This window comes from Duganella rhizosphaerae, assembly GCF_040364205.1.
GTDB classification, from domain to species: domain Bacteria; phylum Pseudomonadota; class Gammaproteobacteria; order Burkholderiales; family Burkholderiaceae_D; genus Rugamonas; species Rugamonas rhizosphaerae.
Window position 1 is genome coordinate 593,092 of the sequence record NZ_BPWK01000001.1, and the last position, 19,821, is coordinate 612,912.

At 66.0% G+C, this 19,821-nt stretch carries 21 protein-coding genes; 15 read left to right on the forward strand and 6 right to left on the reverse strand.

Annotation, left to right across the window (positions count from 1 at the left end):
• Positions 1-5 precede the first annotated feature (5 nt).
• On the forward strand, positions 6-1,139 hold the full coding sequence (locus tag RUGAMON1_RS02645) for a glycosyltransferase family 4 protein (RefSeq protein WP_445229025.1): 1,134 nt from the start codon (positions 6-8) through the stop codon (positions 1,137-1,139).
• An 11-nt stretch (positions 1,140-1,150) separates the two neighbouring features.
• On the opposite strand, the gene RUGAMON1_RS02650 is transcribed toward RUGAMON1_RS02645, so the two are convergent.
• Positions 1,151-1,954 (reverse strand): SDR family NAD(P)-dependent oxidoreductase, encoded by an 804-nt coding sequence (locus RUGAMON1_RS02650; protein WP_445229026.1) that lies wholly within the window; start codon positions 1,952-1,954, stop codon positions 1,151-1,153.
• Positions 1,955-2,059: 105 nt separating this feature from the next.
• On the opposite strand from RUGAMON1_RS02650, the gene RUGAMON1_RS02655 reads away from it, so the two are divergent.
• From RUGAMON1_RS02655 to RUGAMON1_RS02675, 5 genes are all read left to right on the forward strand, one after another.
• Positions 2,060-2,470, forward strand: coding sequence for a MerR family transcriptional regulator (locus tag RUGAMON1_RS02655; RefSeq protein ID WP_445229027.1), 411 nt, complete (start codon positions 2,060-2,062; stop codon positions 2,468-2,470).
• Between the two features lie 2 nt (positions 2,471-2,472).
• On the forward strand, positions 2,473-3,342 hold the full coding sequence (locus tag RUGAMON1_RS02660; protein ID WP_445229028.1) for an alpha/beta hydrolase: 870 nt from the start codon (positions 2,473-2,475) through the stop codon (positions 3,340-3,342).
• Positions 3,343-3,398: 56 nt separating this feature from the next.
• Positions 3,399-4,007: a TetR/AcrR family transcriptional regulator gene (locus tag RUGAMON1_RS02665; protein WP_445229029.1), complete on the forward strand. Its 609-nt coding sequence runs from the start codon at positions 3,399-3,401 to the stop codon at positions 4,005-4,007.
• Between the two features lie 80 nt (positions 4,008-4,087).
• Positions 4,088-4,894 (forward strand): oxidoreductase, encoded by an 807-nt coding sequence (locus tag RUGAMON1_RS02670; RefSeq protein ID WP_445229030.1) that lies wholly within the window; start codon positions 4,088-4,090, stop codon positions 4,892-4,894.
• Positions 4,895-4,898: 4 nt separating this feature from the next.
• Positions 4,899-5,903 carry an NADP-dependent oxidoreductase gene (locus RUGAMON1_RS02675; protein ID WP_445229247.1) on the forward strand — a complete coding sequence of 335 codons (1,005 nt, stop codon included), beginning with the start codon at positions 4,899-4,901 and terminating at the stop codon, positions 5,901-5,903.
• On the opposite strand, the gene RUGAMON1_RS02680 is transcribed toward RUGAMON1_RS02675, so the two are convergent.
• From RUGAMON1_RS02680 to RUGAMON1_RS02690, 3 genes are read right to left on the reverse strand one after another with little or no spacing between them, the layout of a single operon-like run.
• Positions 5,904-7,196, reverse strand: coding sequence for a TolC family protein (locus tag RUGAMON1_RS02680; RefSeq protein ID WP_445229031.1), 1,293 nt, complete (start codon positions 7,194-7,196; stop codon positions 5,904-5,906).
• The gene (locus tag RUGAMON1_RS02685) at positions 7,186-10,305 is read right to left on the reverse strand and encodes an efflux RND transporter permease subunit (protein ID WP_445229032.1); all 3,120 of its coding nucleotides are present in this window, start codon (positions 10,303-10,305) and stop codon (positions 7,186-7,188) included. The genes RUGAMON1_RS02680 and RUGAMON1_RS02685 overlap by 11 nt, the downstream gene beginning before the upstream one ends.
• The gene (locus RUGAMON1_RS02690) at positions 10,298-11,446 is read right to left on the reverse strand and encodes an efflux RND transporter periplasmic adaptor subunit (protein WP_445229033.1); all 1,149 of its coding nucleotides are present in this window, start codon (positions 11,444-11,446) and stop codon (positions 10,298-10,300) included. The genes RUGAMON1_RS02685 and RUGAMON1_RS02690 overlap by 8 nt, the downstream gene beginning before the upstream one ends.
• A 160-nt stretch (positions 11,447-11,606) precedes the next feature.
• Here RUGAMON1_RS02690 and RUGAMON1_RS02695 point away from each other — a divergent pair, with 160 nt between their 5' ends.
• The 4 genes from RUGAMON1_RS02695 (at position 11,607) to RUGAMON1_RS02710 (ending at position 14,688) form a co-directional block, all read left to right on the forward strand.
• Complete coding sequence (locus tag RUGAMON1_RS02695; RefSeq protein WP_445229034.1) at positions 11,607-12,296, forward strand: response regulator transcription factor; 690 nt, start codon at positions 11,607-11,609, stop codon at positions 12,294-12,296.
• A complete protein-coding gene (locus tag RUGAMON1_RS02700) occupies positions 12,286-13,707 on the forward strand; it encodes an ATP-binding protein (protein ID WP_445229035.1) in 1,422 nt (473 codons plus the stop codon). Before RUGAMON1_RS02695 ends, RUGAMON1_RS02700 begins: the two co-directional genes overlap by 11 nt.
• A 175-nt stretch (positions 13,708-13,882) precedes the next feature.
• Positions 13,883-14,248, forward strand: a complete 366-nt coding sequence (locus RUGAMON1_RS02705; protein WP_445229036.1) for a hypothetical protein — start codon at positions 13,883-13,885, stop codon at positions 14,246-14,248.
• Positions 14,249-14,307: 59 nt separating this feature from the next.
• A complete protein-coding gene (locus RUGAMON1_RS02710; RefSeq protein WP_445229037.1) occupies positions 14,308-14,688 on the forward strand; it encodes a GFA family protein in 381 nt (126 codons plus the stop codon).
• A gap of 4 nt (positions 14,689-14,692) precedes the next feature.
• Here the strand turns inward: RUGAMON1_RS02710 and RUGAMON1_RS02715 are convergent, their stop codons facing one another.
• Positions 14,693-15,154, reverse strand: a complete 462-nt coding sequence (locus RUGAMON1_RS02715; protein WP_445229038.1) for a cache domain-containing protein — start codon at positions 15,152-15,154, stop codon at positions 14,693-14,695.
• A 186-nt stretch (positions 15,155-15,340) separates the two neighbouring features.
• Between RUGAMON1_RS02715 and RUGAMON1_RS02720 the strand changes: the two genes are divergently transcribed.
• From RUGAMON1_RS02720 to RUGAMON1_RS02730, 3 genes are all read left to right on the forward strand, one after another.
• Complete coding sequence (locus tag RUGAMON1_RS02720; protein WP_445229039.1) at positions 15,341-16,270, forward strand: alpha/beta hydrolase fold domain-containing protein; 930 nt, start codon at positions 15,341-15,343, stop codon at positions 16,268-16,270.
• A 129-nt stretch (positions 16,271-16,399) separates the two neighbouring features.
• Positions 16,400-17,104 carry a PEP-CTERM sorting domain-containing protein gene (locus tag RUGAMON1_RS02725; protein ID WP_445229040.1) on the forward strand — a complete coding sequence of 235 codons (705 nt, stop codon included), beginning with the start codon at positions 16,400-16,402 and terminating at the stop codon, positions 17,102-17,104.
• A gap of 134 nt (positions 17,105-17,238) precedes the next feature.
• Positions 17,239-17,931 (forward strand): hydrolase, encoded by a 693-nt coding sequence (locus tag RUGAMON1_RS02730; RefSeq protein WP_445229041.1) that lies wholly within the window; start codon positions 17,239-17,241, stop codon positions 17,929-17,931.
• A 42-nt stretch (positions 17,932-17,973) separates the two neighbouring features.
• Here RUGAMON1_RS02730 and RUGAMON1_RS02735 read toward each other — a convergent pair whose 3' ends face one another.
• Complete coding sequence (locus RUGAMON1_RS02735) at positions 17,974-18,159, reverse strand: DUF3606 domain-containing protein (RefSeq protein WP_445229042.1); 186 nt, start codon at positions 18,157-18,159, stop codon at positions 17,974-17,976.
• A gap of 174 nt (positions 18,160-18,333) precedes the next feature.
• Here RUGAMON1_RS02735 and RUGAMON1_RS02740 point away from each other — a divergent pair, with 174 nt between their 5' ends.
• Together RUGAMON1_RS02740 and RUGAMON1_RS02745 are read left to right on the forward strand one after the other, a co-directional pair.
• The gene (locus RUGAMON1_RS02740) at positions 18,334-18,576 is read left to right on the forward strand and encodes a hypothetical protein (RefSeq protein WP_445229043.1); all 243 of its coding nucleotides are present in this window, start codon (positions 18,334-18,336) and stop codon (positions 18,574-18,576) included.
• A 171-nt stretch (positions 18,577-18,747) separates the two neighbouring features.
• Positions 18,748-19,494: a Crp/Fnr family transcriptional regulator gene (locus tag RUGAMON1_RS02745; RefSeq protein WP_445229044.1), complete on the forward strand. Its 747-nt coding sequence runs from the start codon at positions 18,748-18,750 to the stop codon at positions 19,492-19,494.
• The last annotated feature ends 327 nt before the right edge of the window (positions 19,495-19,821 follow it).

Genomic DNA, 19,821 nt, shown 5'->3' on the forward strand with positions numbered 1-19,821 from the left:
CGGCGATGCGTCGTCCGCGCCTGTTGCACGTCTTTTCCACCTTCGACGTCGGCGGTCCCCAGGTGCGCGTCACACGCATGATCGAGCACTGGGGGGCGGGTGTCGAACACTGGATTTGCGCGCACGACGGCCGCTATGGCGCGCAGGCGCTGCTGGCGGCCGCTTCGACGGCGAGCCTGGTGCGCGACGTACCGCTCAAGCAGCGCGGCATGTGGCAGCGCCTGCGCCGGTTGGGCGCCTATCTGCGTGCCGCACCGGTGGACCTGGTCTGTACCTACAACTGGGGGGCGATGGATGTGCTGTTGGCGAACCGGCTGTTCGGGCGGCGTTCGCTGGTGCATCATGAAGAGGGCTTCGAAGTGGCCGAGGCGGCACGGCAGAACCGGTTGCGCAGCGCTTATCGGCGTCTGACTTATCCGGGGGCCAGCAAGATAGTCACGGTGTCGCGCAATCTCGAAGCCATCGCGCGCGACGTCTGGCGCCAACCCGGCGGGCGCATGGTGTATGTGCCGAACGGCGTGGATGTCGCCGGCTTTTCGACGCCGCCGCGCGCCGACGCGATTCCCGGCTTTGCGCGCCGCCCCGGCGAAATCGTGATCGGCTGCGTGGCGCGACTGAACGCGGTCAAGAATCTCACGCTGCTGGTGCGCGCGGTTGCCCGCCTCGCCGGCCAGTTCGATGTGCGGCTGGTCATCGTCGGCGAGGGGCCGCAGGCCGGGGCCATATTGGACGCCGCCGGCGAATGCGGACTGGGGGACCGGCTGGTGCTGCCCGGTTTCGTGCCGCATCCGCAGAACTATGTCGGCCTGTTCGACATCTTCGCCATGTCCTCGTTCAGCGAGCAATTCCCGCTGTCGCTGGTCGAAGCGATGGCGGCGGCGCTGCCTTGCGCCTGCACCGACGTCGGCGATTGCATGGACATCATGCCAGACGTCTCCAGGCGATTCGTGTCGCGCTCCGGCGACGAGGACGGCTTGGTCCTGTCCCTGGGGCAGCTGGCGGCGAGCGCCGCGTTGCGCTGCGCCCTGGGACAGGCCAACCGCGCCGAAATCGCCGCCCGCTTTTCGATGGCGGACATGATGCGGCGTTATTCCGACGTTTACCGCAGCGTCGCCGACGGCAGCATGCCGGCCTCCTGACCTGCCCATCCTCAGTCCGGGCGCCGCTGGCGAGGTCTAAGCATGTTGGCGACGATTTGTAATATCGTTTGCCTCGGCAGCATGCGGGGCAGCCAGCCCAGCATGCGATTGGCTCCGCCGGGAACGACATGGCTCCTGCCGCGATCCAGTGCCCGCAGGCTGAGGTTGACGACAGTCTCGGCCGCCATGCGTGTGCCGACCCCAGCCTCTTCGGCGCCGACCACGTCAAAGAAAGCGGTATCGGTGGCGCCCGGGCACACCGCTAGCACGCGCACGCCGCGCGCGCGATATTCTTGCCACAGCGCTTCCGAAAAAGACAGCACGAAAGCCTTGGTGGCGCCGTAGATGGCCATGTAGGGCAGGGGTTGCAGCGCGGCGGTCGACGCCACATTGATAATGGCACCCTCGGCCTGTTCCAGCATGGCCGGCAGGAAGGCATGACTGAGCTCGACCACGGCTCTGCAATTGAGCGATATCTCGTCGAGCTGCCGGTCCAGCGGCAGGGCTTCAAAATGACCGTGCGTCGCAAAGCCGGCATTGTTGATGAGGATGTTAGGCGTCAGGCCTAGCGCGCTGGCCCTCGCATGGACCTCGCCGGCGGCGCCGGCTTCGGTCAGGTCAGCCGCCAGAGCGTGCGCCCGGATGCCGTGGCGATGCTCCAGCTCCCGCGCCAGGCTGGTGAGCTTGTCCGCTGACCGCGCGACGAGAAGCAAGTTCGCCCCGCGCGCGGCCAGCGCATGGGAAAATGCCAGGCCTATTCCGGATGAGGCGCCTGTTACCATGATGGTGGTGTTGCGATAGTTGAGTGGTCGCATGGTGAAATGATTGGTTGAGAGAGTGCTGAATGTAAAGCGTGGACCATGGTCCACGGTCAATCATTCTCTTCAACAGTCTGCGTCTCGATGGGAAGGAAACTGGTAATGCGCATTGGTGAAATTGCATCGCGGGCCGGCGTATCGCGCGATACGGTCCGATTTTATGAACGTATGGGCTTGCTCAACGAGGCAGCCCAGCCGCATTTGAGCAACAACTACAAGGAGTATTCGGCGCTGGCCTTGCGCCGCATCGAACTCATTACCCACGCCAAGGCGCTGGGCTTCACGCTAAAAGAGATCGCGGGTGTGATCGCCGCGTGGGAGCAGGAGGCGCTGGCGCCGAGCAAAAAACGGCTGCTGCTTCATGAGAAAATTCGTGAAGTGGAGAAGAAAGCGCACTCGCTGTCGGTACTTCGCGTTGCATTGTCGGAAGCCTTGGACAAGGTGGAGAGCGGCTGCAGCGATGAACAGCCGGCGCGACACACAGCAATGATGGGACAACAACTCGAAGGGTAGAAATGACGCATATTGTTACGTTCAATAAATTCCACGCAAGTCTGTGCCTGGCGGCGGCCCTGCTGGGCGCCTGCATCAGCGGCCCGGTGCCCGCCGCGCCGGCCGCCTCGGCCGCCGCGCCGCTGGTGATCGGCGAGAGCTTCAACATCGAATCGAAAGTGCTGGCCGAAACGCGCCACATCAATGTCTACATGTCGCGCGGCTACGCCTTGCCGGCTGACGCGCCGCTGCCTGTGCTCTACATGCCGGACGGCGGCCAGCGCGAAGACTTCCTGCACATCGCCGGCCTGCTGCAGGTGTCGGTCGACAACGGCACCATGCGGCCGTTCATGCTGGTCGGCATAGAAAACACCCAGCGCCGCCGCGACATGACCGGCCCCACCGACAACGCCGAAGACAAGAAGATCGCCCCGGTGGTCGGCGGTTCGGCGCAGTTCCGCCGCTTCATCAGGGAGGAGCTGATGCCGGAGGTGAAGCAGCGCTACCGCACCACCGGCGAAACGGCCGTGATCGGCGAATCGCTGGCCGGCCTGTTCGTGGTCGAAACCTTCCTGCGCGAACCACAGCTGTTCGATCACTACGTGGCGGCCGATCCCAGCCTGTGGTGGAACGACAGCAAGCTGCTGGCCGAAGCACCGGCCCTGCTGGCCCAGCGCGCGGCAAGGCCGCAAACCTTGTATATCGCCAGCAGCTCCAACGCCGGCATCGTCCAGGGCGCCGGGCAATTGTCGGCGCTGCTGACGGCCCGCGCTCCGGACGGCCTGCGCTGGCATTACCAAAGCATGCCGGCCGAAACCCATGCGACGATCTACCAGCCGGCCGCGCTGCAAGCATTTCGTATGATGTTCAAGCCCAAGCCGGCGGTCAACTGAGCTTGCCTAGTCAAGCGCATTTTTGCCCTCGCATGCACGGCGGCTGAAAATGAGATATGATGAGCATCATGAATTCGAAATCCACCAAACGCGCTGCCGTCAGCCGCAAGGAAGCCACCCACGAACGTATCGTGGAAGTGGCGGCGCGCGCGATTCGCCGCAGCGGTTATGGCGGCACCGGCGTCGCCGATATCATGAAGGAAGCGGGCCTGACGCACGGCGGCTTCTACGCGCATTTCGAATCCCGCGATGCGTTGCTGGCCGAGGCCGGCGACCGCGCGGGCGCGGAATCGGTCGCCCTGGCGGCGCGGGTGGCGGCTGCCGCGTCGCCGGGGCAGGCTTTGCAAGCCATGATGCAGGCCTACCTGTCGCAAGAGCATATTGACGCCATTGAGACCGGCTGCCCGGTGTCCGCACTGGGCTCGGAAATGCCGCGCCAGGCGCCGGAGGTGCGGCGCGCCGCGACCATCCACATCAAGGAAATGATCGATCTGTTCGCCCGCCAGATGCCCGACTGGGGCCAGCCGCAGGCGCACGAGCAGGCGATGGCGCTGGTCTGCGCGCTGATCGGCACAACCATGGTCGCACGGGCGGTGGACGATCCCAAGTTGTCGGCGGCATTGCGCGCGGCGACGTTGAAACAACTGGCTCCGCCGGCCGGGTAAGGTGCGTCATCGGCGTGTTTTTTTTTGCATTAAAATATGATGATCATCATATTCAATCGATACCTTTGAAAGGAAATGCCATGAACAACAAGATTGCCTTGGTCACCGGCGCCTCGTCCGGCATCGGCGCCGCCACGGCCCTGCGGCTGGTCCAGGCGGGCTTCAAGGTGTACGGCACCAGCCGCCGCGGCGCCGGGGCCGGACCGGGCGGGTTCGAAATGCTGGCGTTGGACGTGACCAGCGACGCCTCGGTGCAGGCGGCCGTGGATGAATTGATGCGGCGGGAAGGGCGCATCGACCTGCTGGTCAATAACGCCGGGGTGGGCGTGGCGCCGGCGGGGGCCGAGGAAAGCTCGATCACGCAGGCCCAGTCCATTTTCGACACCAACTTCTTTGGCCTGGTGCGCATGACGCGCGCCGTGCTGCCGCATATGCGCGCCAGGGGCGAGGGCCGCATCGTCAATATCGGCTCGGTGCTGGGTTTCCTGCCCATGCCGTATGGCGCGCTATACGCCGCCACCAAGCACGCCGTCGAAGGCTATACCGAATCGCTGGACCACGAGGTCCGCAACTGGGGCATACGCGCAACCGTCATCGAGCCGGCCTACACCAACACACCGTTCGACGCCAATATGCTGGCGGCGGACGCGCCGATCGAGGCCTACCGCGAGGTGCGTACCGCCGTGCTCCGCCGCGTGCAGGAAGTGATGGCCGGCGCGGAGGGGCCGGAGGTGGTGGCCGAGACGGTGCTCAAGGCGGCGCTGGCCCGCAAACCCAAACTGCGCTATGTTTCCGGCGGCCTGGCCGCGCGCCTGCGCCTGCTGCGCACCTTTGCGCCGGCCGGCGTGATGGACGCCGGCATGCGCAAGGATCTGCGGCTTGCATGACATCATGAAAGCACTTATCTTCAAACAGTACGGCAAGCCCGGCCAGACCAGCTTTGCCGACGTGCCGCGGCCGACGATCCGGCCGGACGAGATACTGGTGCGGGTACATGCCGCCGGCCTCAATCCTGTCGATAACGCGATATTGACTGGCGCGTTCAAACCCATCCTCAAGTTTCGGCTGCCCGCCACCGTCGGCAGCGATCTGGCTGGCGTGGTGGTGGAAACCGGCAGCCGCGTGACGCGCTTCAAAGTGGGCGACGCGGTGTTCGCCAGCGTGTTCGACCTGGGCGTCGGCTCATTGGCCGAGTTTGCCGCCGTGCCGGAGCATGCGGCGGCGCTGAAACCGGTCAACCTGGATTTCGTGCAGGCGGCGTCGATCCCGATGGTGGGGCTGACGTCATGGCAGGCGCTCGTTGAGCGCATGCGCTTGCAGCCGGAGCAGAAGGTGTTCATTCCCGGGGGCTCCGGCGGCATAGGGACGTTCGCGATTCAATTGGCCAAACACCTGGGTGCCAAAGTCGGGACCACCACCAGCAGCGGCAACGCCGGTTTGGTGCGCAGCCTCGGCGCCGATGAAGTGATCGATTATAAGACGCAGGACTTCGCCCAGATCTTGCAGGGCTATGATGCGGTGCTGGCCACGACCAGGGACGATACGCTGCAAAAGTCGATTGGGATCGTCAAGCCCGCCAGCCGCCTGGTCTCGCTGGTCGGCCCGCCGGACGCCGCCTTCGCGCGCGGGCGCGGCATGAATTTTTTCATGGCTTTTGTGTTCGGCCTGTTGAGCCGCAAAATCATCCGTCTGGCAAAGCGGAAGGAGGCCAGCTACTCCTTCCTGTTCGTGCGCCCGGATGGCGCACAGCTCGTCAAGTTGGCCGCGCTGGTCGAGGCTGCGCACATCCGTCCCGTGGTCGATAGGGTGTTTCCGTTCACCCAGGCCAAGGAAGGGCTGGCGTATCTGGAAAATGGCCGCGCCAAGGGCAAGGTGGTGGTGCAGATAGTCGAGTGATCAATCAGGGCTGGCGCCGACCGCGAGTTGCAACTGCACCGTGGCCGTCGCCAGGTCCGCCGACGCCTGCAACCAGGCCAGGTAGGCCTCGTCCGCCGAGCGCTGCGCCGACAGCAGTTCCAGCAACGACGCCGCGCCTTTTTTATACGACAGGCGCATGCCTTCCACCACCTTGTCCGACTGCACCAGCACCGATTCACGGTAACGCTGTTCGTTGAGCTGCGCCGCGCGGAACTGCGCATGCACGCGCCGCACGTCGGTCTGCGCCTTGAGCTCGGCCGAGCGCAGCGCCAGCATCGCCTGCGTGACCGCCGATTGCGCCTGCAACACTTCGCCGCGCTGCGTGCGCGACAGCGGAATCGGCACCGAGACCGTCAGGCCCAGGCTCAGCGAGCGCTGCGTCGGCGAGTTGGTGACGTTGCCGCCCGCGTCCGTCAGCGCGTGCACCGACGGCGTGTTCTTCAGGCCGACGTTCACCACTGGATCGACCCAGCGGTTGGCCTGCGCCAGATCGGCCGAAGCGTGCGCCGCGTCCAGCGCCGCGCGGGCGATGCGGATGTCGTCGCGCGCGTCCTCGGCTTGCCGCACCAGCTGGTCCACATCATCGAGTCCGTTGGCGGCCGGCGCATCGCAAGCCAGTTCCGCATTGCCGAACACTTCGCCGTAGCGCCGACCCAGCGGGATCGACAGCGACTCGGCCGCCGTCTGCACCTGCGCGCGCGCCGTCACCACGTCCGCCTCGTAGCGGTCGCGCTCGACCTGCGACTGCGACAGTTCCAGCCCACCGATATCGCCGACTTTGCGCCGCACGACGTTGGCGTTGACGATATCGCTTAATGAACGCAGCGTCGCTTCCTGCCGCACCAGCGCATTGCGGGCGCGGCAGGTTTCGGCGTAGGCCGCCGCCGCGTCGGCGTACAGCTGGCGGCGGCCGCCTTCCAGCGTCGCCTCACCGAGCTTGACACCAGCCTGCGCGGCGCGGATGCGCTGGCCGCGCTTGCCGGCCGTCTCGATGGTCAGCGCCACGCTCATGGTGGTGGCGGTGGAAGCGTTCGGCTTGTTGGCTTTGGACAGCTCCCTGGAATCGATGCCCGCCGTCAGCACCGGATCGGGCCGCACGCCGGCGATCGATACGCCGGCCTCGGCGCTGCTGACGTTCTCGCGCTGCATCTGCAAGTCCAGGCTGTATTTGGCCACAGCGGCGGCATAGTCGCGGAACGTGACCTGGCCGTAGGCGGGCAGGGCAACGCACAAGGCCAGCAGCGCGCACACGGGGTTGAGTTTAAATGTCATGGGCATGCTCCGCTTGCGCCGGACCGTCGTCGGCCGGCTTGGGTTTGTTCTCGATATAGCGTTCGACCAGGTAGTACAGCGCCGGCAGCCACACCAGCGTCAGGCCAGTGGCCGTAATCAGGCCGCCGACTACCACGGTCGCCAGCGGACGCTGCACATCGCTGCCCAAGCCATGCGCCAGCGCCGCCGGCAGCAGGCCCAGCGCGGCGACGCTGGCCGTCATCAGCACCGGACGGAAGCGGCTGTACGCGCCCTTGAGCACGGCGTCCTTCAGCGACAGGCCGCCTTCGGCGCGCAGCTGGTTCAGGTTGGACACCATCAAAATCCCGTCCATCACCGCCACGCCGAACAGCGCGATGAAGCCGACCGCGCTCGATACATTGAGCGTCATGCCGCGCAGGTGCAGGGCGACCAGGCCGCCGAGCGCGCCCAGCGGCACCGCCGCCAGGATCATGGCCGGCTGGCGCAGGTTCTTGAACTGCGCGAACAGCAGCACGAACATCAACGCCACCACCATCGGCATGATCAGCGCCAGGCGCGCCTGGGCCCGCTGCTGGTTCTCGAACTGGCCGCCCCAGGCCAGCTGGATGCGGCTGTGGTCGTACTGCACCCTGGTCTCGATCTGCGCCTTGGCGTCGTCCAGGAAGGAGGCCAGGTCGCGGCCGCGCAGGTCCAGCCGTACGGTCAGGTGGCGCTTGCCCATTTCGCGGGTGATGGTGCTCTCGCCATCGTCCAGCCGTATGGTCGCCACCTGGGCCAGCGGAATGCGCGCCCCCGTGGCCGAGGTCAGCAGCAGGTCGCCGATGGTGTCGGGATTGCTGCGCGAGGCGTCGGTGAAGCGCACGCCGATGTCGTACTGGCGGTCGTCGATGAACACTTGCGACACCGGCTTGCCGCCGATGCCGGTGCCGATCAGGTCGGCGACGTCGGCGGCGTTGATGCCGTAGCGCGCGGCGGCGGCCCGGTCCACTTCGATGCGCACCTGCGGCAGCGGCGGCTCCTGGTCGATGATCACGCTTTCCGCGCCGGGCACGGCCGTCAGCGTGCGTTCGACGTCGGCGGCGATGCGGCGCGTCTCCTTGAAGTCGTTGCCGTAGATTTTCACCACCAGGTCGCTGTGGGCGCCGGCCAGCTTGTCGAGCACGCCGTCGATCATCGGCTGGGTGAAGCCGACCCGCGTGCCGGGCAGCTTGGCGAAGCGCTGGCCCATCTTCTCGATCAGCTCCTGCTTGCTCAGGCCGGACTTCCAGCTGTCGTAAGGATGCAGGGTCACGCTGACCTCGATGTGCGACGGCGTCCACGGATCGGTGCCTTCATCGTTGCGGCCCAGTTGGGTGACGATGGTGGCCACTTCCGGGAACTCCAGCGCCGCGCTGCGCAGGCTGTCGGACATCTCGGCCGCCTTGTCGAGCGAGATGCCAGGCGGAAGCGTCACCTGCAGCCAGATCGATCCTTCGTCCAGATAGGGCAGGAAGTCGCGGCCGATGGTGCCGCCCAGCACGCAAACGGCGGCGAAGGCCAGCGCGAACGCGGCGATGGTCAGGCGCGACTTGCCCACGATCCTGGCCAACAGTGGCTCGTACAGCTGCCTGGCCTTGACCAGCACCGGATTGTTGAACACCTTGCGCGGCTTGCGGTAAGCCTGGTAGGCCAGCCCCGGTATCAAGGTCAGCGACACCACCAGCGCGCCCAGCAGCGCGAAGCCGATCGCGAACGCCATCGGCGAGAACAGCTTGTACTCGATGCGCTGGAAGGTGAACAGCGGCAGGTAGGCGGTGATGATGACGATCATGCCGAAGAAGATGGGCTTGGTCACTTGCAGCGTGGCCTTCATCACGTCCTTGCCGCGCAGCGCGGCGCCGTGGTTTTCCTCGTACTTGCGCAGGATGTTTTCCATCACCACGATGGCGCCGTCGACCACGATGCCGAAGTCGATCGCCCCCAGCGACAGCAGGTTGGCCGGAATGTGGAAGTGGTGCATGAAGATGAAGGCCGTCAGCAGCGCCATCGGGATCGTCACGGCGACGATGGCGGCCGCGCGCGGGCTGCCCAGGAACAGCAGCAACACCAGCGTCACCAGCAACATGCCTTCGACCAGCGTCTTGCCGATGGTGTGCAGGGTGGCGTCGACCAGGCCGGTGCGGTCCAGATACGGGACGATCTTGACGTCCTTCGGCAGCACGTGCTCGTTCAGCTCCTGCACCGCCTCGTGCACGCCCTTCAGCACCTGCGACGGGTTCTCGCCCTTGAGCAGCAGCACGATGCCTTCGATGGTGTCCGGGTTGCGGTCCTTGCCGAGGATGCCGTGGCGCTCCTTGCTGCCCAGGCGTACTTCGCCCAGGTCCTTGACCAGCACCGGCACGCCGTTCTTTTGCGCGACCACGACGTCGCCCAGGTCGTCCAGGTTGCGTATCAGGCCGACACCGCGCACCACGAAGCCCTGCTGGCCGCGCGTGAGGATGCTGCCGCCGGCGCTGGCGTTGTTGGCGTTGATGGCGTCGGTGATCTGCTTGAGCGACAGGTTGTACTTGCTCAGCTTGGCCGGATCGAATTCCAGCAGGAACTGCGTGGTCAGGCCGCCGAAATTGCCGACGTCGGCGATGCCGGCCACCTGCTTGAGGCGAGGGATCACTTTCCAGAATTGCAGCTCGGACAGTTCGCGCAGCGAACGGGTCTTCGATTCCAGCGTGTAGCGGTAGATCTCGCCGATCGGCGAGGTCAGCGCGTCGAGCCCCGGCTGGGCGCCGTAGGGCAGGGCCACGCCGGCGATGCGCTCCTGCAGGCGCTGGCGTGACCAGTAGTCTTCCACGCCGTCGCGGAACACCACCGTGATCAGCGACAGGCCGAAGGTGCTCTTCGAGCGCATCACATGCATGCCGGGCGTGCCCATGATCTCGCGTTCGAGCGGGATGGTGATCTGCGATTCGACTTCCTCGGCGGCCAGGCCGGGCACTTGCGTGACCACCTGCGAGCTGGTGTCGGCGATATCGGGATAGGCTTCCAGCGGCAGCTGGTTCCAGCAGAACACGCCGTATAGCGCGACCAGCAGGAACACCAGCCACGCGATGCCGCGCCGCTGGAAGCAAATGGCAACCAGTCGATCAATCATTGAGCAGCACCCCTTCCTTGACGACGATGCGCATGCCGGCTTTGAGGCCGGAGACGATTTCCACCTGGTCGCCGCTGTGGACGCCGGTGGCGACGCTGCGCGCCTCGAAGGTCCAGGCGGCGGTTTCCACGTAGACCTGGGTCTGGGCGCCGCTCTGCACCAGCGCCGAGGCCGGCACGACCACGCCCTGGTGCGGCGTGCCGCTGAATGTCACCTGTGCGAACATGCCCGGCTTCAGGCGGCCGCTCTTGTTGTCGACGGCCACGCGGACCTTGACGGTGCGGGTGTCCGGGTCCAGCACCTCGCCCACGTAGCCGACCTTGCCGGCGATGTGCTCGCCGGGGTAGGCGTTCAGCGCGATGTCGGCGGTCTGGCCGGCGAACACGGCGGCCAGGTCTTTTTCCTGCACGCTGGCGGTCAGCCACACGGTCGACAGGTCGGCCACCACCATCACCGGAGCGTTGGTGTCGTTCCAGAAGCCGCCCTGGCCGCCGTTCAGCTCGATCACGTGGCCAGACAGCGGCGCACGCAGCGTGTACAGGCGGCCGTTGCCTCCCGCGCCGGCCAGGCTGCCGCCCAGCTGGGCCAGGCGCGACTTGCTGCGCTGGCTTTCGCTGAGGGCCTGTGCGTAATCGCTCTCGGCCTGTTCCAGGTCCTTGTGCGCCGAAATGTCGGCTGCGCGCAGTTCCTTCTGGCGCTCCAGGTTGCGGCGCGCCAGTGTCAGGCCGGCCTGGGCTTTGCCGGCGTCGCTGTAGGCCAGCGCGACATCGGCCGAATCCATGGTGAACAGGGCGTCGCCGGCCTTGACCGTGTCGCCCAGGTGCTTGAGCAGACGGTCGATGCGGCCGGCCACCGGCGGCACCACGCGCACCAGGCGGGCCGCATCGGCCTCTACCACGGCCGGCACCGGAATGCTGCGCGCCACGCTGCGTTCTTCAACAGCGGCCACTTGCAATGACTTGCGCAGCGGCGAGGCGGCCGGCACGGCGATGGATGCACCCTTGCGCACCACGGCGGTGGGCGGGGCGGCGTCGGTCTCGGGAGTATGGCCGCAGCCGCTGAGGGCGGCGCAGAGCAAGGGGAATAGCAGCAACGAGGTTGGCAACATCGTGCGCTGCAAACGTGAGTCGATTTTCGTCATGACGTTTCCTGAAGGCGAAAGGAATCCATGGCGCCAGAGTGCACCGGTGTAGTCCATGGTTGAGAGGAATGGCCGCAGTGTAGCGAGAAGCGGACTGGACGATCCTGAATCTTCCTTCAGGAAACAACTTTTGCCCGGGAGACGGCAGTAAAATGCAGCCATGAACAAGATATTGCTGATCGAGGACGACCAAAAGGCGGCCCGCCTGCTCAAGCGCGGCTTGCAGGAGGAAGACTACGCCGTCGACGCCGTGCACAGCGCGGAAGAGGGCGAACCGGCCGCGCTGGCCGGCGATTACGACCTGATCGTGCTGGACTGGATGCTGCCGGCCAAGGACGGCATCACGCTGTGCGCCGACCTGCGCGCGCGCGGCCTGCTGACGCCGATCCTGATGCTGACCGCGCGCGACGGCCTGGGCGACCGCGTCGCCGGCCTCAACATCGGCGCCGACGACTACCTGACCAAGCCCTTCGCCTTCGACGAGCTGCTGGCCCGCATCCGCGCGCTGCTGCGCCGCTCGACGCTGGTGCGGCCGGCGCTGCTGACGGTGGCCGACCTGGTGCTGGACCCGCAAAGCCACGCCGTCAAGCGGGCAGGGCAGGCGTTGGACCTGACGCCCAAGGAATACGCGATCGTGGAACTGCTGATGCGCCAGGCCGGGCACGTGGTCAGCCGGCAGCAGCTGGCCGAGCGCATCTGGACCGCCGACCTGATCGCACTCGACAACCTGATGGACTCGCACATGCGCAACCTGCGCCGCAAGGTCGATCCGGAAGGCATGCCGCGGCTGATCCACACGGTGCGCGGCCAGGGCTTCCGGCTGGCGGAGGCGGGCGGCGATGGCGTTTAATTCCCGGCTTAATTTCCGCCGCCGGCTGGCGCTGGTGCAGACCGCCGTCATCGTCTCGGTGCTGTCGGTGGCGGCCATCGCCGGCTACCTGAGCCTGTCGGACGCGGTCAACGAACAGCTGGACGGCGCCTTGCTGGCGCTGGCCGAAACCGAGTCGGCGATGCTGCGCGCCGCGCCGGACCAGCAGCCCAAGGTGCACGACGCCGAACAGGGCGCCACGCCGCCGTCGCTGGCGCGGCTCGACCGCTGGGTGCAGATCGTCGACGCCCAGGGCCGGGTGCTGGCGCGCAGCAGCAACCTGGGCGCGGCCAGCCTGCCGGCGCCGCCCGCGCTGATGGCGCGCATGGCCGCCGGCGACACCATGTTCCAGACGCTGGACCATTTTGCCGAGGAGCCGGTGCGCATCGTCTCGCTGCCGGTGCAGGGCAAGCCGTTTCGCTACACGGTGCAGGTGGCCGGCTCGCTGGACGACGTGCGCCATGTGGTGGCGTCGGCCAGCCGCATGTTCCTCGGCATGGCGCTGGTGCTGCTGGTGGCGCTGACCGTGGCCAGCGCCTCGATCACGCGCTGGGTGTTCCGCTCCATCGACGACATCGTGCGCCAGGCGCAGCGCATCGGCGACGCCAACCTGGACCAGCGCTTGCCCCATCCCGGCACCCGCGACGAGATCGGCCGTCTGGTCGACACGCTCAACGACATGCTGGACCGCATCGATCAAAGCTTCCAGATCCAGCGCCGCTTCACCTCGGACGCATCGCACGAGCTGCGCTCGCCGCTGTCGCGGCTGCGGGCCGAGATCGAGATCACCTTGCGCCGGCCGCGCGACACCGTCGAATATGTTGACACGCTGCGCTCCTGCATGGAGGAGGTGGAGCGCCTGACCCTGCTGGTGGAGGAACTGCTGGCGTTGGCCCGCTACGACGCCGGCCAGGACCGCGACGCTTCGGCCGCTACCGCGCTGGACGAGATTGCCGCCGGTGCAATCGAGCGCGCACGGGCGATGGCGCAGCAGCGCGGCGTCAGCCTGTCGCTGCAGGCCGGGGCGGCGCCGGTGCGTGCCGCCATCGGCGAGGGCGCGGCCACGCTGATCATCGTCAACCTGCTGGAAAACGCCGTCAAGTTCACGCCGTCCGGCGGCACGGTCAGCGTCAGCATCACCCAGGACGGCGACTGCGCCTGCCTGCGCATCGCCGACAGCGGGCCCGGCATCAGCGTCGACGACCTGCCGCATCTGTTCGACCGTTTCTACCGTGGCGCCTCGGCGCGGTCGGGCGATGTGGCCGGGGTCGGCCTCGGGCTGGCGCTGACGCAAACCATCGTCCACGGCCACGGCGGCCGCATCGAGGCCGCCAACCTGCCAGCCGGCGGCGCCGCCTTCACCGTCCATCTGCCGCGCGCCGCGCCACCCTGATCCTCGCGCACAAGATGATGGTGTTCGCTGCACTAAATCGCTGGTTGATCCTCAAATGCAAGCTAATGTCACACGCCGGTAATTTCTAACTGGCAAGATCGCTTCCTGAAGTCACTGATGTGGTCTACCCTTACTGCCTCTGATCGGAGGCAGTCTTTTTTTGGAAGGAAGTTTTATGCAGACCGCAGAAGTCGTGTTTTCGCGGCGGCAGGGCGTGTTGAGCATGGCCTTGAGCGTCGGCGGCAGCGTCATCGCCGAAAGCGCCAGCCAGGAAACCATCGCGCGCGAGCTTCAGATCCGGTCGGTGCGCTTCCTGACGATAGACGGCGTGTTCACGACGGAATTGCCGACCACCGAAAAGACGCTGACGCAGGCGTCGGCCGTGGCGTTCGCCGAGCAGATGGCGGCGCTCAAGCTGATCGCCGCCTGTTCGGCGGTGGGCGAAACGGTGGGCTTTCTTTTTCCGGAACGCCGGCGCCGTCCGCGTGAACCGCTGGCCGACCTCGGACCGGATACGCCGGCCGCGCCACAACGGGATTGACGCCGCCCGCGCGCTCCGCGCATCATGGACGCTGGCGCCATGACGAGGGAGCGAGCACCATGAATGAAACCGGCCAGTTGCACGGCAGTTGCCTGTGCGGCGGCGTGGCCTACCGGGCGGAGAAGCCGGTCAGCCACGCCAGCCATTGTTATTGCACCATGTGCCAAAAGCAGCACGGCGCGGCCGCCGGGTCGTATGCGAATGTGTCCGCTGCAGGCTATGTCGTCGAACGCGGCGCCGACCTGATTACCGAATACGCCTCGTCCGACCACGGCCGGCGCGGCTTTTGCCGGGTCTGCGGCTCGACGCTGTTCTGGCGCAGCACCGAGGCCCCGGACCGCATCGCCGTCACGCTGGGTACGCTGGAGCCGGAGTACGACGGCCCGGTGCGGCGCGAACTGCACACCGACACCAAACCCGCCTGGCTGCCGCTGCGATGACGGCCTAGTTGTAGACGCCGCAGCCGATCACCAGGTCGCCGACCTTTTCAACGAAGGTGGACTTGGGCTCGATCGCCTTGCTGCTTGGATTGGGCCATTTGTAGTGGACCCAGCCGCTGCCGGCGCCGTTGGCGACCGCCAGCATGTCCTTGAACAGGTATTTGTCATCCGGGTCCTTCATCTCCAGCACCTGTTTGTTGATGATCTTGGGCAGGGCTCCGTGCGCCACCATCTTGCCTTGCAGGTCGATCACGAAGATATACAAGTCGCGGTCGATGAAGCTGCCTTTCGGATTGCTGAACTCGGCCAAAGCGGCGTCGCGGTCATGGCTCTTCATGTAGGTGACCGCCTTCTTGACCATGGCTTGGGCCTGTTCCGGCGTACTCTTGTCCGGCGCTGCACTCGCTCCCATGGAAATGATGGCCGCAAGGAAGAAAGTGGCGATGCGCTTGGCAAAATGGATCATGTTGGTCTCCTGGTTATGGGCATGGCGCGGGCGGCCAGGGCGGCTCCATGCATGAGGTCGATTTAGCCCTGGGGCCTACCTTAGCATTGTGGCCGACGCACCGCAATGGATTGGTGCCGGACGCGTGTGGCATACTTGGCCGCTATGATGCCCGATGCTCTCCGCCGCCTCCTGTCCGCGCTTGCCATGCTGTGCCTGCACGGGACGGTGTCCGCAGCGCCTTGCGTGGAGCCGCCTGCCGATCCCCTGAACACCTACGACGCGCCGCACACCTACGCCAAGCTGGTGCGCGACTATCCCGCCATCCGCATCGCCAGCGCGGCGTTGCCGGTGGACGTGGACCGCATTGCCGACCTGACCTACGCGCAATATGGCGAGCGCTGCCTCAAGCTCGACCTGTATCTGCCGCTGGCCGCGCGCGCCGACGGCGGCATGCCGGTGGTGGTGCTGGTGCACGGCGGCGGCTGGCGTGCCGGCTTCCGCGCCGAGTTCGCGCCGATGGCGGTGCGGCTGGCGCAGCATGGCTATGCGGCGGTGGCGATCAGCTATCGACTGTCGGGCGAGGCGGCTTATCCGGCGGCGATCGACGACACGCAGGCCGCCGTGCGCTGGGTGCGCGACCATGCCGGCCTGTATCACCTGAATCCGCAACGCATCGCGCTGGCGGGCGGCTCGGCAGGCGGCCAGATCGCCAGCCTGGCCGGCGTCACCGGCCATCCCGAGAGCGCGGTGCAGGCCATCGTCAACATCGACGGCCTGTCGGACTTTACCGCCGAGGCGGCGCTGAAGTACGAGGACGACCCGGCCAAGCAGCCGTCGGCGGCCGGCGCCTGGTTCGGCGGGCGCTATGCGGAGAAGAGCGCGCTGTGGGCCGAGGCGTCGCCGATCCGGTACGTGCGGGCGGGCATGCCGCCCATGCTGTTCATCGCCAGCGCCCAGCCGCGTTTTTCCGTCGGCCACGAAGAGATGGCGGCGCGCATGGCGCAGGCCGGCGTGGCCAGCCAGACCGTTGTCTTGCCGAACACGCCGCATTCGTTCTGGCTGTTCGACCCGTGGCTGCAGCCCACCGTCGACGCCATCGTTGCTTTCCTGAACGACAAAATGCCGCAACGCTAGCGCCGGTTTTCCTTACACCGCAGGTGGCGGTCGACGGCTTGCGCCCAGCAAATCAAGACCTTAGGATCGTGGTCTGAAATTTGCGACAGCTCCCTCACGCTGTACCCGATTAATCGCGAGGAGCCCGCCATGTCGACCAAACTAGCTGCCGTTCTGCTGTTCCTTCCCATCGTTTTTGCCCTGCCAGGCCCGAGCGCGCGCGCGCACGAGAATGCTTTTGTTGTCAATGGCGTGCCGGTCCCCAAAGGCTCTATCGTCGATATCCCTGTGATCGGTACCTGGCGGATCGAGAAGCATGCAACCAAGGACCTGTACCTCCATTTCTTCGTCTCGCCACCGGTGCCGCCGGCACCGCCGAAGGGTTTCCGCGTGCAGGATGCCACCAAGCGCATCATCAGCATCGGCGGCAACCTGGACGGCCCGCCCGTCCAGAAAGGCAAGGAGGTGCTGATCAAATACAAAGGCGGTGAAACGGCGACCATCATCGGCACGCTGCTGCTGCCGGGCCAGCCCAATCCCCCCGACCCGGGACCGATGAAAGGTGTCGTCACCGGTCCGGCCGATGAACTGGCCCCGGACGAGGCCCGCGTCGCGATCCTGGAACTGCTGGCGCAGCCCGACATGAGCGAGCTGTTTCCCGTGCCGATAGACCTGTCGTACTTTCACTTCGATTTCTTCGGCACCACACCGTTCCCGGTCTTTGCGGGGGAAGTGACGTTCACCACCGACACTGGCCTCAGCAGCACGTTCTTCGTGATACCGGAGCCCGGCACGCTGGCGCTGGGCGCCGCCGCTACGCTAGCCTGGCTGGCGCAGCGCCGGCGTCGGCGCTGATCGCGCGGCCCGGAAAAGGGTAGTCCGACCTCTCCATTTAGCCAGTGGCGCCGCCACGGCGCCCGGCCTAAGATGATCGCAGCCGCGCTGAACGCAGCGGGCGCCGTATCCACCTCATCAAAATGGAAGCCACCATGACCAATCCCAAACTTGAAGTATTGACGCCGACCAACTGCCAGCTGATCTTCATCGACCAGCAGCCGCAAATGGCCTTCGGCGTGCAATCGATGGACCGCCAGGCGCTGAAGAACAACACCGTGGCGCTGGCCAAGGCCGCCAAGGTGTTCAATATCCCGACCACCATCACCACCGTCGAAACCGAGGCGTTCTCCGGCCACACCTATCCCGAGCTGCTGGACGTGTTCCCCGGCAAGCCGATCCTGGAGCGCTCGTCGATGAATTCCTGGGACGACCAGAAAGTGCGCGACGCCCTCAAGGCCAACGGCAAGAAGAAGGTGATCGTCTCGGGCCTGTGGACCGAGGTGTGCAACAACAGCTTCGCGCTGTGCGCGATGGCCGAGGGCGACTACGAAATCTACATGGTGGCCGACGCCTCCGGCGGCACCTCGAAGGAAGCCCACGATTACGCGATGCAGCGCATGATCCAGGCCGGCGTGGTGCCGGTGACCTGGCAGCAAGTGCTGCTGGAATGGCAGCGCGACTGGGCCCGCCGCGAAACCTATGACGCCGTGATGGCCATCGTGCGCGAACACTCGGGCGCCTACGGCATGGGCGTCGACTACGCCTACACCATGGTGCACAAGGCGCCGCAGCGCACCACCACCAGCCACGAGACGCTGGCGGCCGTGCCAGTGCCGGCGAAGTAAGCGGCAGGCCGCGCGCGGCGACATGCAGGAAGTGGCGCGGCCCTAGCCGGTCGCCAAACGCTTCCTGACTTCGGCGACATTGCGGCCCACTTCGCGCACCACGTCGATCAGCGTGGACGGCGGCACGTCGAATTGCTCGGCCCAGTACTGGACTTCCCGGCTATGCTGCGGGTTGATGGTGCGGTGTTGGCGGTAGTCCGCCGCCATGGTTTTATGTTCGACTTGCATGATGGTCTACAGAAAGTGCTGGAATAGCGCCATCGTCGCCGCTGCCGCCACAGCGCACTGTGCTCCAGCGTACGCTGGGCAGCCATATTCCGCGTTGCGCGGCGGCACGCGGCCCGGGGTGCTATACAATCGGTGCATGGTGTCCATCAACCATTTACCGCCCTGGAGGCTGCTATGTCGACCACCCATACTTTTCGTCCCGACTACGTCGGCGCCGAAGTCGTCGAAGCCGGCATTGAAGTTGCCGACCGTAAAGGTCCGGACAGCGCGGCCGCCTATCTCAGCCAGCGCGGCGTGGCCGCAACGGTGATCCAGCGCGTGGTTGCCGAGCCGGAACATCGGCGCAATCCCGGCCGTTTGCGCAGCCGCGACGAGCGCCTGGTGGAAGAGGCGTCGCGCTTCAAATTCAAGGTCTGACGGGGGAGAGCGGGCATAGGTGGATTCGCACCACCGTAGGACAGGGACCACATAGCCCTATGTTCCCAGCCTACATATGGCCCGTACGCGCTCCTATAATCGATCGTACATGGCGCAGATATAGTGTTGTTCATCAGGTCGCAATGATCAACAACTCACAAGAGGCTCGCCATGTACCATGCTACCCATCCTTCCGTATCGCATCATGCAGTGCGCAGCACTCAGGCAGAAGCATCCGCACCGGTCGTCAGCCTGACCGGCGCCCAGCAGAACGACTTGCTGCGCGCACTGTCCCGCGAAGAACTGATCAGTTTGTTTGAACACCTGGAACTGGTGCCGCTGGACGCAGGCAAACACCTGTTCGACTTCGGCGACAAGATGGAATACGCCTACTTCCCCACCAACGCCATCGTCTCGCTGCAATTTGTCACCGAAGACGGCGGCGCCTCCGAGATCGGCGTGGTCGGCCGCGACGGTGTGGTCGGCGTGTCGATGTATGAAAGCGAACGCGCCAACTGCTCGGCCGTGGTGCAGAGCGCCGGCTACGGCTACCGCATCCGCGCCTCGGTGCTGCGCGCGGCCTTCTTCGACGGCGGCGCACTGGCCCAGCAACTGATGCGCCACACCAGCGCCTTGTTTGCCCAGCTGGCGCAGACGGTGGCCGGCGCGCGCCACGGCAGCATCGAGCAGCGCCTGTGCCGTTGGCTGCTGGAACGGCTGGACCGCTCGCTGTCGAACGAATTGAAAGTCACCCAGGAAACGATCGCCAACCTGCTGGGCGTGCGGCGCGAAAGCATCACCTGCTGCGCCGGCAAACTGCAAGAAAAAGGCATGATCGAATGCCGCCGCGGCACCGTCGTCGTACTTGACCGCAGCGCCATGGAACGCCATGCCGGCGGCTGCTACGTCCCCGTCTAATGCCTGTACCTGGGCGCATGCTGGAGCTGGTCCAGCTTGCGTTGCACCAGCCGGTACCAGGCGCTCGCCCATCTGGTCGCCCTGACCGATTCCTCCACCGTTGCCGCCGACATGCAGCGCTGCACCGCTCTCATCTGGCGATGCAGGGCATAGGCGGCTGGCGGCGGCTTGGGGTGTGCGGGCGAGATATCCATGCCTGCATTCTGGCGCCGTCGCCATGCCGCCGCTGTGCGTTGGCACACGCAGTAGCCACCTCGGCCAACGGCCGCCACATAAACTAGTGCGATTATCTTCGTGTTCAAAGCGCTTGCCGCTCGCTATACTTCG